The organism is Streptococcus viridans, from assembly GCF_900636365.1.
Lineage (GTDB): Bacteria > Bacillota > Bacilli > Lactobacillales > Streptococcaceae > Streptococcus > Streptococcus viridans_A.
The window spans coordinates 1,936,983-1,953,135 of the sequence record NZ_LR134266.1 but is presented as its reverse complement, the minus strand read 5'-3'; the positions used below and the strand labels follow the sequence as shown (position 1 = coordinate 1,953,135).

The 16,153-nt window shown below is 42.5% G+C and carries 14 protein-coding genes; 8 read left to right on the top strand and 6 right to left on the bottom strand.

Annotated features, from left to right (window positions below):
• Positions 1-380: 380 nt before the first annotated feature.
• From EL081_RS09780 to EL081_RS09745, 8 genes are all read left to right on the top strand, one after another.
• Positions 381-509: a teichoic acid D-Ala incorporation-associated protein DltX gene (locus EL081_RS09780; protein WP_006595368.1), complete on the top strand. Its 129-nt coding sequence runs from the start codon at positions 381-383 to the stop codon at positions 507-509.
• 14 nt (positions 510-523) lie between these two features.
• On the top strand, positions 524-2,074 hold the full coding sequence (gene dltA / locus EL081_RS09775) for a D-alanine--poly(phosphoribitol) ligase subunit DltA (protein ID WP_126404991.1): 1,551 nt from the start codon (positions 524-526) through the stop codon (positions 2,072-2,074).
• Entirely contained in the window at positions 2,071-3,321 is a 1,251-nt protein-coding gene (gene dltB / locus EL081_RS09770) for a D-alanyl-lipoteichoic acid biosynthesis protein DltB (RefSeq protein WP_126404990.1), read from the top strand. The genes dltA and dltB overlap by 4 nt, the downstream gene beginning before the upstream one ends.
• Positions 3,322-3,339: 18 nt before the next feature.
• Positions 3,340-3,579, top strand: a complete 240-nt coding sequence (gene dltC / locus EL081_RS09765; protein WP_006595371.1) for a D-alanine--poly(phosphoribitol) ligase subunit DltC — start codon at positions 3,340-3,342, stop codon at positions 3,577-3,579.
• Entirely contained in the window at positions 3,572-4,840 is a 1,269-nt protein-coding gene (gene dltD / locus EL081_RS09760; protein WP_126404989.1) for a D-alanyl-lipoteichoic acid biosynthesis protein DltD, read from the top strand. Before dltC ends, dltD begins: the two co-directional genes overlap by 8 nt.
• 143 nt (positions 4,841-4,983) lie before the next feature.
• Positions 4,984-5,220, top strand: a complete 237-nt coding sequence (locus tag EL081_RS09755) for a hypothetical protein (protein ID WP_185946480.1) — start codon at positions 4,984-4,986, stop codon at positions 5,218-5,220.
• Positions 5,221-5,320: 100 nt separating this feature from the next.
• Entirely contained in the window at positions 5,321-7,075 is a 1,755-nt protein-coding gene (gene aspS, locus EL081_RS09750; RefSeq protein WP_126404987.1) for an aspartate--tRNA ligase, read from the top strand.
• A 70-nt stretch (positions 7,076-7,145) separates the two neighbouring features.
• Positions 7,146-8,087, top strand: a complete 942-nt coding sequence (locus tag EL081_RS09745; RefSeq protein WP_126404986.1) for a YitT family protein — start codon at positions 7,146-7,148, stop codon at positions 8,085-8,087.
• 33 nt (positions 8,088-8,120) lie between these two features.
• Here the strand turns inward: EL081_RS09745 and pulA are convergent, their stop codons facing one another.
• From pulA to EL081_RS09715, 6 genes are all read right to left on the bottom strand, one after another.
• Positions 8,121-10,172, bottom strand: coding sequence for a type I pullulanase (gene pulA, locus EL081_RS09740; RefSeq protein ID WP_126404985.1), 2,052 nt, complete (start codon positions 10,170-10,172; stop codon positions 8,121-8,123).
• Positions 10,173-10,180: 8 nt separating this feature from the next.
• A complete protein-coding gene (locus tag EL081_RS09735) occupies positions 10,181-11,164 on the bottom strand; it encodes a LacI family DNA-binding transcriptional regulator (protein ID WP_126404984.1) in 984 nt (327 codons plus the stop codon).
• Between the two features lie 11 nt (positions 11,165-11,175).
• A complete protein-coding gene (locus EL081_RS09730) occupies positions 11,176-11,988 on the bottom strand; it encodes a DUF1189 domain-containing protein (protein WP_126404983.1) in 813 nt (270 codons plus the stop codon).
• A gap of 228 nt (positions 11,989-12,216) precedes the next feature.
• On the bottom strand, positions 12,217-13,059 hold the full coding sequence (locus EL081_RS09725) for a sugar ABC transporter permease (protein WP_006596980.1): 843 nt from the start codon (positions 13,057-13,059) through the stop codon (positions 12,217-12,219).
• A gap of 1 nt (position 13,060) precedes the next feature.
• Positions 13,061-14,356: a sugar ABC transporter permease gene (locus EL081_RS09720; protein WP_126404982.1), complete on the bottom strand. Its 1,296-nt coding sequence runs from the start codon at positions 14,354-14,356 to the stop codon at positions 13,061-13,063.
• 81 nt (positions 14,357-14,437) lie between these two features.
• On the bottom strand, positions 14,438-15,694 hold the full coding sequence (locus EL081_RS09715; RefSeq protein ID WP_126404981.1) for an extracellular solute-binding protein: 1,257 nt from the start codon (positions 15,692-15,694) through the stop codon (positions 14,438-14,440).
• Between the last annotated feature and the right edge of the window lie 459 nt (positions 15,695-16,153).

The following is a 16,153-nucleotide window of genomic DNA, read 5'->3' as shown; positions in this document are numbered from 1 at the left end:
AGTAGAGCCCACTCAACCACTGCGTCTTGCTCGACAATCCAAAGACAATTGAGAGGCTAGGACTTTTGTCCCAGCCTCTTTTTAGCCTTTTAAGAACTTTTTAAGGAAAAGTGGTATACTGTTTCTAAAAAAATGAAGGCTATCTCGAAGCGAAATCGTCAAGAGAATGAAAGAAATTTTCAAATCTGAGGACGGAATCATTTCTTTATAAAAGATGGAATGGCCCGTCGACTCGACCAGAAAAGCAAACGATCCAAGGTCAGATCTCAAGAGTCTCTTATGGTAACGTTTTCTAGTATTTTTTCCTTGTGTTTGGATTGCTATGACTGAACAAAAAATGGTAAAATAGTCAGTGATAATCAAAATGAAGAGTGAAAAAGATGAAACATAAAACACTTTATAAATTTATAGGGCAAACAATCTTGTATTTCGCTATTTTCTTAGCCCTACTCTATTTCTTTAGTTATCTTGGTCAAGGCCAAGGTGGCTTTATCTACAATGAATTCTAAAGGAGATCCCTACCGTGTCAAACCAACCAATTACTGATATGATTGAGGCGATTGAGCGTTACGCCCAACTGCAACCAGACTATCCTGTCTACAATGTCCTTGGAGAAGAGCATACCTATGGCCAATTGAAGGCGGATTCAGATAGCTTAGCAGCCCATATTGACCAAATGGGACTTCCTGAAAAGTCACCTGTTGTGGTCTTTGGTGGCCAAGAATATGAAATGTTAGCAAGCTTTGTGGCCTTGACCAAATCTGGCCATGCTTATATCCCAATTGATAGCCACTCTGCCTTGGAGCGCGTGTCTGCGATTGTTGAAGTAGCAGAGCCAAGCTTAATCATCGCCATCAATGAGTTTCCAATTGAAAACCCAGCTGCTCCAATCATGTCCTTGGAGCAAGTACGTCAAGCTTATGCAGCTCAGCATGCCTATGATTTGCAACATCCGGTCAAAGGGGATGATAACTACTACATCATCTTTACTTCAGGGACAACTGGGAAACCAAAAGGGGTGCAAATTTCGCATGATAACTTGCTCAGCTTCACCAACTGGATGATTACAGACAAGGAATTTGCGACGCCAGAGCGTCCGCAAATGTTGGCGCAACCACCCTATTCCTTTGACTTATCTGTTATGTACTGGGCACCAACTTTGGCTCTTGGAGGAACGCTTTTTGCACTTCCATCAGCCATCACTCAAGACTTTAAACAACTCTTTGCGACCATCTTTTCTCTCCCGATTGCTATCTGGACTTCAACACCATCTTTTGCAGATATGGCTATGCTGTCTGAAGATTTCAATGCTGAAAAGATGCCAGGCATTACCCATTTCTACTTTGATGGGGAAGAGTTGACGGTTAAAACGGCTCAAAAACTGCGTGAGCGGTTCCCGAATGCGCGCATCATCAATGCCTATGGGCCAACGGAAGCAACGGTTGCCTTGTCGGCGGTTGCTATCACAGATGAGATGCTAGCGACACTTAAACGCTTGCCAATTGGTTATACCAAAGAAGATTCTCCAACCTTCATCATTGATGAGGAAGGAAACAAATTGCCAAATGGAGAGCAAGGTGAGATCATCGTGTCTGGACCAGCTGTTTCAAAAGGTTATATGAATAATCCAGAGAAAACAGCAGAAGCCTTCTTCGAATTTGAAGGACTTCCAGCCTACCATACGGGAGATGTCGGAACCATGACAGATGAAGGTCTTCTTCTCTATGGTGGTCGGATGGACTTCCAGATCAAGTTTAACGGCTACCGTATTGAGCTAGAAGATGTTTCTCAAAACTTGAACAAGTCTCAGTACATCGACTCGGCTGTTGCAGTGCCACGCTACAACAAAGATCACAAGGTTCAAAATCTCTTGGCCTATGTCATCTTAAAAGATGGGGTCAAGGAACAATTTGAGCGCGAGATTGATATTACCAAAGCGATTAAGGAAGATTTGGAGCACATCATGATGTCTTATATGATGCCTTCGAAATTCCTCTACCGTGACAGCTTGCCGCTAACTCCAAATGGGAAAATCGACATCAAAGGGTTGATTAGTGAGGTTAACAACCGATGATCGAGTTTTTGAAACAGCTCCCTCATTTAGAACCCTATGGGACCCCAATCTACTTTATTTATCTGATTGGGGCCTTATTGCCCATCTTTGTTGGCCTCTTCTTTAAGAAGCGTTTCCCAGTTTATGAAGCCTTGGTCAGCCTCGCCTTTATTGTTTTGATGTTGACAGGGACGGATTTGAAACAAATCTATGCGGTTCTTTTCTACCTCTTTTGGCAAATCCTTTGGGTCTATTCTTATAAAAACTATCGAAGCCAGCGTGATAACAAGTGGGTCTTTTACCTTCACTCTTTCTTGGTCGTTTTGCCCTTGGTTTTTGTGAAGGTGCAACCAGCCATTGATGGGACCCAGTCTTGGATGGGCTTCCTTGGGATTTCCTATCTGACCTTCCGAGCAGTGGGTATGATTATCGAGATGCGAGATGGGACTCTCAAAGATTTTAGTCTCTGGGAATTCTTGCGATTCTTGCTCTTTATGCCAACCTTCTCAAGTGGACCGATTGATCGTTTCAAACGCTTCAATGAAGACTACCTAACGATTCCAGATCGAGATGAGCTTCTCGATATGCTGGAGCAGAGTGTCAAGTATATCATGCTTGGCTTCCTCTATAAGTTTATTCTAGCTCATATCTTTGGCCACCTCTTACTTGGACATGTCAAGACCTATGCCCTTCTTCAAGGGGGCGTCTTTAACCTAGGAACCTTAGGGGTGATGTACGTCTTTGGTTTAGATCTCTTCTTTGACTTTGCAGGCTATTCCATGTTTGCCCTTGCGGCATCTAATTTGATGGGAATTAAGAGCCCGATCAACTTTAATCTTCCTTTCAAATCACGTGATTTAAAGGAGTTCTGGAATCGTTGGCACATGAGTTTGTCCTTCTGGTTCCGTGACTTTGTCTTTATGCGTCTAGTCATGGTCTTGATGCGCAACAAGGTCTTTCAGAGTCGGATTACAACGTCAAACGTTGCCTATATCATTAACATGTTGGTCATGGGCTTCTGGCATGGAGTGACCTGGTATTATGTTGCTTATGGTCTTTTCCACGGACTTGGTCTTGTGATCAATGACGCCTGGCTTCGGAAGAAAAAAACAATCAATAAAGAACGTAAAGCAAAAGGACTAGAGCCCCTACCAGACAATCGTTGGACCCAGGCTCTTGGAATCTTTATTACCTTCAATACCGTTATGCTGTCCTTCCTGATTTTCTCAGGCTTCTTGGATCAGCAATGGTTTCCAAAAATGAAATAAGAAAAGGAAAAATGAAAAATGGATGTAAAATCACAAGTAATTGAAATTATTGACGAATTGTTTATGGAAGATGTCTCAGACATGATGGATGAGGATCTTTTTGATGCTGGTGTCCTTGATAGCATGGGAACCGTTGAGTTGATTGTGGAATTGGAAAACCGCTTCGATATTCGGGTTCCCGTATCTGAGTTTGGTCGTGATGACTGGAATACAGCCAACAAAATCGTAGAAGGCGTCATGGAGCTTCAGAATGCTTAAACGATTGTGGCTGATTCTGGGTCCTGTCTTTTGCGCCATGGCTCTTGTCGCTACTCTTCTCTTTTTCTATCCGATTAACCACAAACACAATCTGACAGAGGAGAAAAAGGCTGCAGTGAGCTTGACAGCAGAAGGCTTTAAAAGTCGCGCCCGTAAGGAAGAAGCACTCGGGGATCCCAACTATCGTTTTGTACCCTTCTTTGGTTCCAGCGAATGGTTGCGATTTGACATCGTCCACCCAGCAGTACTAGCAGAGAAGTATGATCGCTCTTATCGTCCGTACTTTTTAGGACAACGAGGGGCGGCGTCCTTGAACCAATATTTTGGGATGCAGCAAATTCTTCCTCAACTAGAAGGGAAAACGGCTGTCTATGTGGTATCGCCCCAGTGGTTTACGAAGGGCGGTTATGATTCATCGGCCTTCCAGCAATACTTTAACAGTGATCAATTAACCAGCTTTTTGGCCAATCAGGAAGCTAGACCAGCAAGCCAGTATGCGGCATCTCGTCTCTTGCAGCAGTACCCTAATGTTGCTATGCAGGGAGGAGTTCAAAAGCTAGCCAAAGGTCAAAATCTATCTAGTTTTGAAAAAGGTCTCAATCAGACCCTCATGCGCTTTGTTCGTCGGGAAGATGCCTTCTTTAGCACCTTTACGGCAATGAACAATAGCAACTATGAGAAGAAGGTTCTCTCTCGCTTAAATGATTTGCCAGATACATTTTCTTACGAAGCCTTGGAAGAAGTGGCGACGGCGGAAGCCAAAAAGAAAACCAATAATAATAAGCTTGGCATTAGTAACAGCTTTTATAGCCACCGTCTTGCAAGTAAGTTAAAGAAACTTAAGGGATTCCAAAAGAATGAATCCTATGAACAATCCCTAGAATACAATGATTTGCAGTTGGTCTTAGATCAGTTTGCTCAATCTAAAACCAATGTAATCTTTGTTATCCCTCCAGTGAACTCTAAATGGATGGCTTATACAGGCTTGAGTAAAGAAATGTATCAACGGACAGTTGAAAAAATCCGTTATCAACTAGAAAGTCAAGGGTTTACCCATATTGCTGATTTTTCTAAAGATGGTGATAAACCTTACTTCATGCAGGACACCATTCATATGGGCTGGAATGGATGGTTGGCATTTGACAAGGCAGTTGATCCTTTTGTCTCCAACCCTCAACCTGCTCCTGAATACAAGATTAACAATCGTTTCTTAAGTCAGGACTGGGCTAACTACAAAGGTCAGCCGGATCAATTTAAGTAAGATGCGAAGAGGTTGAGAATACCCAGTCTCAACCTTTTTCCTATGGTTTTGAAGAAACTTATCCCCATATTCACAGACTTATCCACAGACTTGTGGATAAGTCTATCTACTAGAAAGAGAGGAACTGCTAAACCATGAAAACAATGAAGAAAATAGCCTTTTATGCGATTCTTCAAGGAATCGTGATCTTTCTCATGACGGGCCTCATCACCCAATTAGTCAGAGGGGACTTCTTTTTCCGTGGCTTGGCTCCAATATTTGGAGTCTTGGCAACTGTCATGCGTTTCGGAACAGCTAGTCTGATGAAAATCTTGGCCCCAACACTATACGATGAAGAGGCCAAACAAGAGAAAACTCCTACCAGGAAAGAAGCGGAATAAAAGAACTGTTTTTTCTGGAAAAATCTTTGGAAAAGCACTTATCTGACAGGCTTTATGGTAAAATAGAAGGAAGAATATTAGTTTGGAGAGTAAAAATACAATGAAACGTTCCATGTATGCTGGGCGTGTTCGAGAGGAACACATTGGACAAGAACTAACCCTCAAGGGATGGGTGAGTCGACGCCGCGATTTGGGTGGATTGATCTTTATTGATTTGCGGGACCGTGAAGGGATTATGCAATTGGTCATCAATCCAGAAACTGTCAGTTCGGAAGTCATGGCAACGGCCGAAAGTCTTCGTAGCGAGTATGTGATCGAAGTGACAGGTCAAGTTGCTGCCAGACAGCAAGCAAATGATAAAATTGCAACAGGTCAGGTTGAAATGCATGTTTCTTCTTTGACTGTCCTTAATACGGCAAAAACCACGCCATTTGAGATCAAGGACGGCATTGAAGCTAACGACGATACCCGTCTACGCTATCGATATTTGGACTTGCGTCGTCCAGAAATGTTGGAAAACTTGAAATTACGTGCCAAGGTAACGCATTCTATCCGCAACTACTTGGATGAGTTGGAATTTATCGATGTGGAAACACCTTTCCTTTCTAAGTCAACTCCAGAAGGGGCGCGTGACTATCTCGTTCCATCTCGTGTTAACAAGGGTCACTTTTATGCCTTGCCTCAAAGCCCTCAAATCACCAAACAGTTATTGATGAATGCTGGCTTTGACCGCTATTATCAAATCGTCAAATGTTTCCGTGATGAAGATTTACGTGGGGATCGTCAACCTGAGTTTACACAGGTCGACTTAGAAACCTCCTTCCTGACAGAGCAAGAAATTCAAGATATTACAGAAGGTTTAATCGCACGTGTCATGAAAGAAACCAAGGGAATTGAAGTGACACTTCCTTTCCCACGGATGAAGTACGATGATGCGATGGCTCTTTACGGTTCTGACAAACCAGATACTCGTTTTGAGATGCTCTTGACAGACTTGACAGAAGTTGTAAAGGGCGTAGACTTCAAGGTCTTTTCAGAAGCTCCAGCAGTGAAAGCCATTGTCGTCAAAGGCGCTGCAGATAACTACTCACGTAAAAACATCGATAAGATGACCGAAGTAGCCAAACAATATGGGGCTAAAGGTCTAGCATGGGTCAAAGTAGCGGATGGTGCTTTGAACGGCCCAGTTGCTAAGTTCTTGACAGATGTGACAACAGAGTTGACAAGTGCTTTACAGTTGGAAGAAAAAGATTTGGTCCTCTTTGTAGCAGATACATTAGAAGTAGCTAACGCAACACTAGGTGCCCTTCGTTGTAGAATTGCCAAGGAATTGGACCTCATTGGCAACGGTCAATTCAACTTCCTATGGGTGGTAGATTGGCCAATGTTTGAGTGGTCTGAAGAAGAAGGCCGTTACATGAGTGCCCACCATCCCTTTACACTTCCGCAAGCAGAGACAGCTCATGAATTAGAGGGCGATCTTGCCAAGGTATGTGCCATTGCCTATGACATTGTGCTCAATGGTTACGAACTTGGGGGAGGAAGTCTCCGGATTAACCAAAAAGAATTGCAAGAACGGATGTTTACAGCTCTCGGTTTCTCAAAAGAAGATGCAACAGAGCAATTTGGTTTCTTGCTAGAAGCTATGGATTATGGTTTCCCTCCACATGGTGGATTGGCTCTTGGTTTAGACCGTTTTGTTATGTTGTTAGCTGGTGAGGAGAATATCCGTGAAGTGATTGCCTTCCCTAAGAACAATAAGGCAACAGATCCGATGACCCAAGCCCCTTCTACAGTAGCCACTAAACAACTGGAAGAGTTGAGTCTACAAGTGGAAGTCAAAACTGAGGAGTAAGAATAAAAGCGGAAAATCAGCAGAAGTAGCTTCTGAGATTTTCCCTTTATTTATAAATTGAGAGATAGTCATGAAAAAAACTCGCTTAGGTAAAATCTTACGTTTTTATGTGAGAAGAATTGCTTATAATTTTAAATTATTACGGGTCTTGAAAAGTATTTCCCGCGAAAAGTATGATGAAAAGATTTCAGCCTCATTGGTCTATGGATTTTTATCTGCGATTGCTGTGAACTTCTTTTTCCAGCCGGGACGTGTCTATTCAAGTGGAGCGACAGGGTTAGCACAGATTGTTTCCGCTCTTAGTGATCGATTTTTGGGCTTTACGATTCCTGTTTCCTTGTCATTTTATGCCATCAATCTACCCTTAATGATTATTGCCTGGTATCAAATTGGCCATAAATTTACCATTTTCACCTTTATCACGGTGTCCATGAGTTCCTTCTTTATCCAATTTGTCCCCGAAGTTACTCTCACCAATGACCCTATCATGAACGCCTTGTTTGGGGGGGTTGTTATGGGAACAGGGATTGGTTTTGCCCTTCGGAATAATATCTCAAGTGGGGGAACCGACATTGTTAGTTTGACCATTCGAAAACGAACGGGCAAGAATGTCGGTAAAATTTCTCTCATCGTCAATGGGACCATCATGTTGATAGCAGGGATGACCTTTGGTTGGAAGTATGCCCTCTATTCGATGATTACCATTTTTGTTTCTAGTCGAGTGACAGATGCCGTCTTTACCAAGCAGAAGCGGATGCAAGCTATGATTGTCACTAGCCAACCGGATAAGATTATTGAGAAAATCCATAAGCGCTTGCATCGTGGGGCAACCATTATCCACAATGCCGAAGGAACCTATAACCATCAGGAAAAAGCGGTCTTGCTCACTGTTATTACCCGAGCAGAGTTTAATGAGTTTAAATTTTTAATGGAAAAAGCGGATCCTCAAGCTTTTATAACAATTTCAGACAATGTTCATATTATTGGACGCTTTGTCGAAGTAGAAGATTAAAAAATTCCTGCAAGAACTTCTTGCAGGAATTTTTTATGCTTTTTCTACCAAGATCCAGCCATGGGCTGGAATGGTAAATTCTTCTTGAGAAATATTTTGATCTCCTCCATAAATATGAGGGTAGGAAATTGCTAATCTAGCAGGCTGTTTGAGTCGATAGGACCATTCTTGATCCCCCAGGTTGACCAAGATAAGCAACTTACGTCCGTCTTTCTCGATGCTGTATGAGAAGGTCTTCTCCGAAGTCCAAGTAACTTGACAATAATCTCGAATGTCTTGGGCATTTACAAGGCGGAGGAGTTCTTCCTTTTTACGATAGGCAATCAATTCGCGCAGGAACTGAATATCTGTTTCATAAGCTATAGAAGAAAGCCAGTCTAGTTGATTTAGAGCATCTGGAAGATTGTAAGTATTCTCTTCTAAGCCCTTGCTGCGATAGAACTCTTGACCAGCATGTAGGAAGGGAACTCCTTGAGCTAAGAGTACGAGGTGCAAGCCTAGTCGAGCTTTAGCCTGACGTTGCTCCTCTGAAATGTTTGGATCTTCAACCTTGAGATAGTCAAAGAAGGTTGCGTTATCGTGGCATTCCACATAGTTGATCGCCTGTTGAGGACGCACAAAGTGAGGTGCTCCTTTGAGTCCGATGTTACCAGTCAAAATATTAGCCAGATCATTGGCCTGATAGCGACTGTCGATACGTCCTTCGTTCAGGATGCTTCGTTTAATGGTATCACGGAAATTGTCACTGAAGAAGCCATACGGACGGAGTTGACTGGCATTGTATTGATGGGCCAGGAGTTCAGGATCTAGTCCGGTATCCATCTTCCACCCTTCTCCATAAAGGTAAATGTTGGGGTAAATGGCTACTAATTCTTCTTGAATTTCCATCATGGTTTGGCGGTCAAGAATGCCCATCAGGTCAAAGCGGAAACCATCAAAGCCGTAGAGTTGAACCCATTGCTTGACTGACTGCTTGATATAGTTGCGAACCATGGCTCTCTCGCTGGCTACATCGTTGCCACAGAAGGTTCCGTTGGTTCGTTGACGGTCTTGGTCATAGCGATAGAAATAGCCTGGGACAATCCGCTCAAAAGCAAATTCATCAGAGAGGTAAACATGGTTATAGACAACGTCCATGATGAGGCTGAGATCTGCCTTATGGTAGGCATCAATTACTTGCTGTAGCTCGAGAATCAGTTGGTAAGGATCATTTGCCTGGCTACTAAAACTTCCTTCAGGAACATTGTATTGCACAGGGTCATAGCCCCAATTGTAGCCAGAAGTAGGGTTGGTTTCATCCACGCTTCCGAAATCATAGAGGGGCAAGAGCTGAATATGAGTAATGCCCAAGGATTTCAAATAGTCAAAGCCAAAGGTCTGTTCTCCATGCTTAGGAGATTCTAAGAGGGCTGGGAAGGTTCCAGGATGATGGAAACCAGCTTCTTTTTGCATGGAGAAATCACGGACACTCAGTTCATAAATAATGGCCTCAGTCGGATCCAATTGCGTCGTTGCTCTCTGAATGGGGCGTTCAATCTTGTGTCGGTCGATGACATAGCTAGCTCCTGAATTGGCTTCAGAAGAAAGAGCATAAGGATCATAAACGATATGGGTTACACCGTTGACATGATGTTGGTAGTAGTAAGAGGATTTTTCCCAATCTCCCTCGAGTTCTAGACGCCAAACTCCTTTTTCTGTCCGCTCCATCGGGTAGGCAGTTTGGTTGATCAAGAGCTCAACCTCTTGAGAAATGGGAGCCCAGAAGGCAAAGGTCGTTTTTTCTTTTGAGTAATGAGCTCCTAAATCCTCTCCATCATAAGCATATAGCTGATCAAAGATGGGTTGGCGGACAATGTCGCGGTAGTGGAGGAGGCAGGTTTCTCCTTTAGCGTTGGAGAGAGTATAGCTTTGACTCATGTCGATGGGAAGGGGGCTTCGAAGAGTTTTTTCTTCCTCTGTCGGCAAGAGTTCAATCGTTTTCGAACCAGACGTCAATGTAAAAGGAAGAAAGGCCGTTACGCTCTCTCCTCCTTCCATGCGAATCAAGTCTTGGTCATCTAAATAAGCAGCAAAGTGTGTGGTCATAGGTTCTCCTAAAGTTCAATAATCGAGTGTTCAATGAGCTGTCTGTAGCAAACAGTTTTGTTTTCCTTGTTGTCTTTAATAATTTGGAGTAAGGTTCTGACAGATTCGCGTCCCAATTCAACCGTATTGATATCAATATAGGCGTCAATAGGGATCCGCGGTGGAATGGAGTCGAAGGAAATAATCGGAAGGTCGACTTGTTTGTCGCTCAGGTATCTCCGAACCCCTTCGGCAACTAGAATATCCGTTGTCATGAGTGCTTCAAGTTCTTCAAAAGGCAGGGTATCCATGATTTGGTAAGAATTTTCTTCCAGCAAGAAACCAAAGGAGAACTTGACCAATTCCTCACGAAGAGGGATCTGGTGACTGGCAAGAGCTTCCTGGTAACCCTTGTAGCGGTCTTGAGAAACGGCCAATTCCTTATTTCCTCCAATAAAGGCGATGTGTTGGTATCCCTTGTTGATAAAATATTCGGTCGCGTCAAAGGCTGCCTTAACATTGTCGTTATCGACTAAGGATACAAAAGGTGAAGTTGCTTTCCCTAAAATCAAGAAAGGAAATTTATCTTGAATACAGAAGTCAACCAGAGGATCATTCAATTTGGAATAGAGGAAGATGAGCCCATCTACCCGCTTACCATAAATCATTTGTTTGAGTTGATCGAGGCGGTGGGTTTCATTAGCCCCTGTACAAATCTGAATGGCATAGTCATAGTCAGAAGCAACTTGGCTAATTCCCCGGAGAACCGTTGGGAAGAATGGGTTTTGGAAAAACACATCACTTTCATCAGGTAAGACCAGGGCAATCACCTGACTGGACTGGCTCACTAAGCTACGAGCATTAAGATTTGGATGGTAATCCAGTTCTTTCATGGCAGCGCGAACCCGTTTTTTGGTTTCTTCACTAATAGTAGATTTGTTTTGAATCACTCGTGTAACGGTAGATGGTGCAACGCCAGCATGTTTGGCGACATCTTTGATGGTGACACGCATAAAAGACCTCCTTAAGGTTTATAATCAGGGTCCCGGAAATGAGTCTTATAGAAGGCGAGCGCTAGGAATAAGACAAATAGGATATTTTGGATCAAGATGGTTGTTGTAAAGACTTGGTGGAACAATAAACTGATCAGGACGCTCGCAAGAATAGGCAATCCAAGACAGTTGATGGTGAAATTGAAGCATTCTTTGAAAGTCTTTAAAGAGAAGAGACGCGACTTTCTTGTTAGATAGAGGAAGAAAGAAGCACCGAATACTAAAATTGCAAAATTCACAGCAGATAAGAAACCTGAGAAGAGGACGAGGAAGAGACTAACTGCTAATCTATTAGCTTGGAACCAATCTTTGGAAATGGCTTGGCTTAAAGCATCTTTGTTTTCAAGACTCTTTTGATTGATTGCCTGATAAGGAATGCTTGCAAGTTCTTTATTTTCTCTGCTGATCACTAGTTGGGTCTTATCGAAATAGAGGGTTAATTTTTCACCTAATGGAGTCCCTACGTGATGACCAATGATCACATGGCCAGCTTTGTTCTTATGAACTCCAAAATGACTGTTATAGACTAGTTCATGCTGTTCAATACGGACATTTTCTTTCAAGTCTTTCATAACATCTTCTGTTAAGGGATCAAAGACATCGCTAACAAAGGTGGTTAAGGGGTAGGTCTGTAATTCCGCATTTTGAACGGCAACAGGAATCAGGGTCAAGGATAGAAGAAAGAGTGAGGTAAAGATCATTTGGAACCAGTTGAGTTGTTTGCGGTTGGCAAATGCTTTTCTTACCTGAAAAAGGCTGGAAAAATAATTAAATGGATAGGGCATGAAGAGACCTTTCTAATCTCCGGGATGGATTTCCCTTGTATGGAGAGCATAACAAGATTTTATCCTTAACCAAAGATGGGAGGAAGACCGGTAGCAAATCAATCAACTTGCTATCCTTGTCCCACTCCCATCCTTTCCTTAAAGATAAAATTTATGTGACTGGGAGAAAAGCACGAGAGGAAATTTCGTTCTTTTCATTATTGCTGGAAGGTTATAGAAAAGTTTATTTTATCCTTTATCCCCACCAGCTGTCAAACCTGAAACAAAGTTCTTTTGAAGGAAGAAGAACAGCACACAGATTGGAACTGCAATCAGAATCGCACCTGCCGCAAAGAAGGCAATCTTTTGATTTTTTTGGTCGCTGATAAAGGTCTGAAGACCAACAGCTACCGTGTAATTGATTTCATCGCGAAGCAAGAATTTAGATAAGATGTAGTCTCCAAAAGGTCCCATGAAGGCCCAAAGAGCTTGGACCGCAATCATTGGGCGAACCAATGGAAGGACGATTTGCCAGAAGCGACGGAAGTGTCCAGCACCATCCAATTTTGCAGATTCATCAAGTGAAATTGGGACTGTATCGAAGTAACCCTTCATCAACCATGCGTTCATTGGGATTCCCCCACCGACATAGAGGAAGATCAGGAACCAACTGTGGTTCAAGGCATTCAACATCAAGGCCATAACGAAGAAGGCAGTCAAAGCAGCCATGGTAGGGACCATTTGGATAATCAAGAAGAAGACCAAACTTTGCTTACGAGCCAAGAAGTTGTAGCGGCTGTAAGCATACCCTGCCAAGGTAATGATGGACGTTTGAGCAACCATGGTAATAATGGCGATAATCAAGGTGTTGAGATACCAAGTACCATATAGGGTATCCGTAAAGAGTTTTTGGAAGTTATCAAAGCTGAGACTGCCACTGAAATCAAGCGTAAAGGCACTGACGTTACCAGTTTTGAAGGCTGAAAGAACCGTGATCAACAAGGGATAGATGATGATGATGGAAAGGACAACCAAGTAGAGGTAAGTCAAGAAATGATTCAGGCGGCGTTTAAATTGAACTGAATTTTTCATTTTACACATCCTCCATATCAAATGCGTGCAGTTTCTTGAAGGCAATCATCGAGATCGAGATCACAATCAGAGAGATAATCAACGTAACCGCAGCAGCCATTGAGTATTGAGGTGATGAGTTCGTTGTCAATTTATAAATCCAAGAAATCAAGATATCAGTCGAACCAGCATTTCCTCCAACAGATCCAGGACCACCATCGTTAAAGAGGTAGATAATGGAGAAGTTGTTAAAGTTGAAGGTGTATTGGCTGATGAGCGTTGGTGCCGCAACCGCCAAAATCATTGGGAGGGTAATGTTGCGGAATTTTTGCCAAGCGTTCGCTCCATCAATATAGGCTGCTTCGTAAAGGTCGTTTGGAATAGATTGCAAGATTCCGAGTGTCAAGACGTAAATGTAAGGGAAGCCGAGCCAACCTTGCATCATAATCAAAGCAATTTTCGTCCAAGTAGGATCTGTTTTCCAAGGAATAAGAACCCCATCCAAGAATGGGAAAATCTTCGCAAAGAGCGGAAGGACTTGCGCATTAATGGCCCCGATACTATCGTTGAACATGTTTGAGAAGGTCAAGATCGTGATGAAGGCAGGAACCGCCCAAGGAAGAAGGAAGATAACACCGAAGATGCGTTTTCCTTTAATGAATGGTTGGTTGGAAATAATGGCTGTCAAGATACCAAGAACGATTTGAAGAGTAGAAGCTGCCAAGGCCCAGATCAAGGTCCAGCCCAATACAGATGTAAAGGCAGAACGGAAGGTACTCAAAGTCCACATGTTGGTGAAGTTTTGAAGTCCGATCCAATCGAGGAGCGTAAAGCGAGCTGTATGCTTAAAGTCGTAGTTGGTAAAGGCAATCATCAAGGTAACCAAAACAGGGAAGATGATTGCAAAGGTCATGGCAATATAAGAAGGGATGATTAAGAGATATGGGAAGCCATTTTCATAGATAGCATTCACCATCTCTTTTAGGGTCTTCGGCACTCGAATACCGTTATTAATCCGCTTAGCTACAGTACCCGCATCATTGATATTTAGAGCGTAGAACATCAAATAAACGACGGTGATAATTAAGTGGAAGGCACCACGAATCAAGATAAAAAGAGAATTATCTTTTCCACGGACAGTACCGAGGGTGATGAGTTTGGACAATTCCTCCAAACCAATACCGAAAAAGTAAGCAAGAAAGACAAGTGTTACACCAAGGAAGATGTATCCTTTTGCTTTCTGTTTGTTATAGATTTGTCCCAAGCCAGGAATGAGGGATAACCACATGGCTTTTTTGGGATCTTGTTGTGTTTCCATATCGACTCCTTATGCGTGAGCGACCAGGGGCCACATCACAGTGAAAGGCTGGGAAAGATTCCCAGCCCCTTGGGAACTGTATTACTTGCCACCGAATTTTTGTTCGATAGTTTCTTTGATTAATTTAACAGCATCGTCAGCAGCATCTTTAGCAGATTTCTTACCACTTACAGCGTCGAAGAGCATAGTTTTAGCTGGATCCCAAACAGTACTCATTTCAGAGATGTTTGGCATTGGTTGTGCATTTTCAAACTGGTTAACAACGGCAGTTGTCAACTCATCGTTTTTACCAACAGCGTATTCACGAGCTTCTGTGTTAGCTGGCACTTCGTTAGTCTTATCGTATAAGGCTTTTTGTTGATCAGTTGTAGTCAAGAAGTTTACGAATTTTTGGGCTGCTTCAGGGTGGTTAGCACCTGCAGGAATAACCCAAGCTTTACCACCACCGAAGGCAGAGTAAGCTTTTCCGTTTGGAAGAGTAGGGATAGTTGCTACACCGTAGTTTACTTTTGCTTCTTTCAATGAAGCTGCTTTCCATGGACCATCAATGATGGCAGCTGTCTTACCTTCTTGGAATTGAGTTTGGATGAAGTTTGCAGCACCTTGAGTGTCTTGCAATCCTTTAGGCCATTTAGCATACCAAGTTTTCGCGTATTCGATACCATCGATAGCACCTTGGTTGTTCAAACCGATGTCTTTTGGATCTGTACCATCTTTACCAAAGACATATCCACCGTTACCTGAAAGGAGTCCGTATGCATAGTAGAAGTTTGTCCAGTCAGCAAGGAAGGCTGTGTTTTTACCAGCTTCGCCAGCGAAGTCATACTTGCTGTCTTTTGCTAATTCTTCAAGTTCGCCAAAAGTTTTTGGAGCTTCTTGGATGAGGTCTTTGTTATAGTAGAGAACCAAAGTTTCGATGATAGCAGGTGCACCGTAAACTTTACCACCGTTTGTTACAAGTGATTCAGTTGTTTTGTCAGTCTTGCTGTCTTTGTTCAATGTCACTTCAGCCAATTGACCGTCGTTACCAAGTCCACCTACGCGGTCGTATGGTGCCATCATAACGTCTGGAGCTTTACCAGATTGGTTGTCAAGAGACAATTTGTCCAATCCACCAAGAGCGTCCCCTGTCTTGATAGTTACTTTTGTTCCACTTTCTTTTTCAAAAGCTTTCGCAGCTTCTTCCATGTAAGCTTTGTAACCATTGTCAACGTATACTGTCAACTCGTTCTCAGAAGCAGCAGAGTCGTCTTTTTTGCCTCCACAAGCTACCAAAAGAAGTGATGCGAATCCAACTGTACCAAGTACAGCAGCGCTTCGAAGAATTGTGCGTTTCATGATTTATTCCTCCTAAAGAATAAAAATAAGATTATTAGTTGAAAACGTTTTAGACAAACGTTTTCCTTAACACGAATAGTATATCACAGGGCGAAAACGTTTGCAAGCTCTTTGTGCAAAAATTTTTAAAATTTTTTTATCTTCTATTATATACACACAAATAGTTGACAAGAGAATAAGAAAGGGTTAAACTAGGCATGGAGTGAACCTGCAGAAAAAATCATAAAAGTTTAGGAAACCTCTTGCATAAACTGAAGGAATATTTTATAATGGACACGTAACGCAAACGTTTTCCTTGGACGTTGCATAAATATGACCTAGGGTCATTTATAAATAGGTTAAATTCAGTTCTATGTCTGATGGCTGGGCTTCTTCTATTCTTTCTGAGAGTCGGAGTTGGATCAGAAACAGTGTAGAAGGTTCGTCTATTTTTCTTTGAAACAAAAAATATTAAACTAA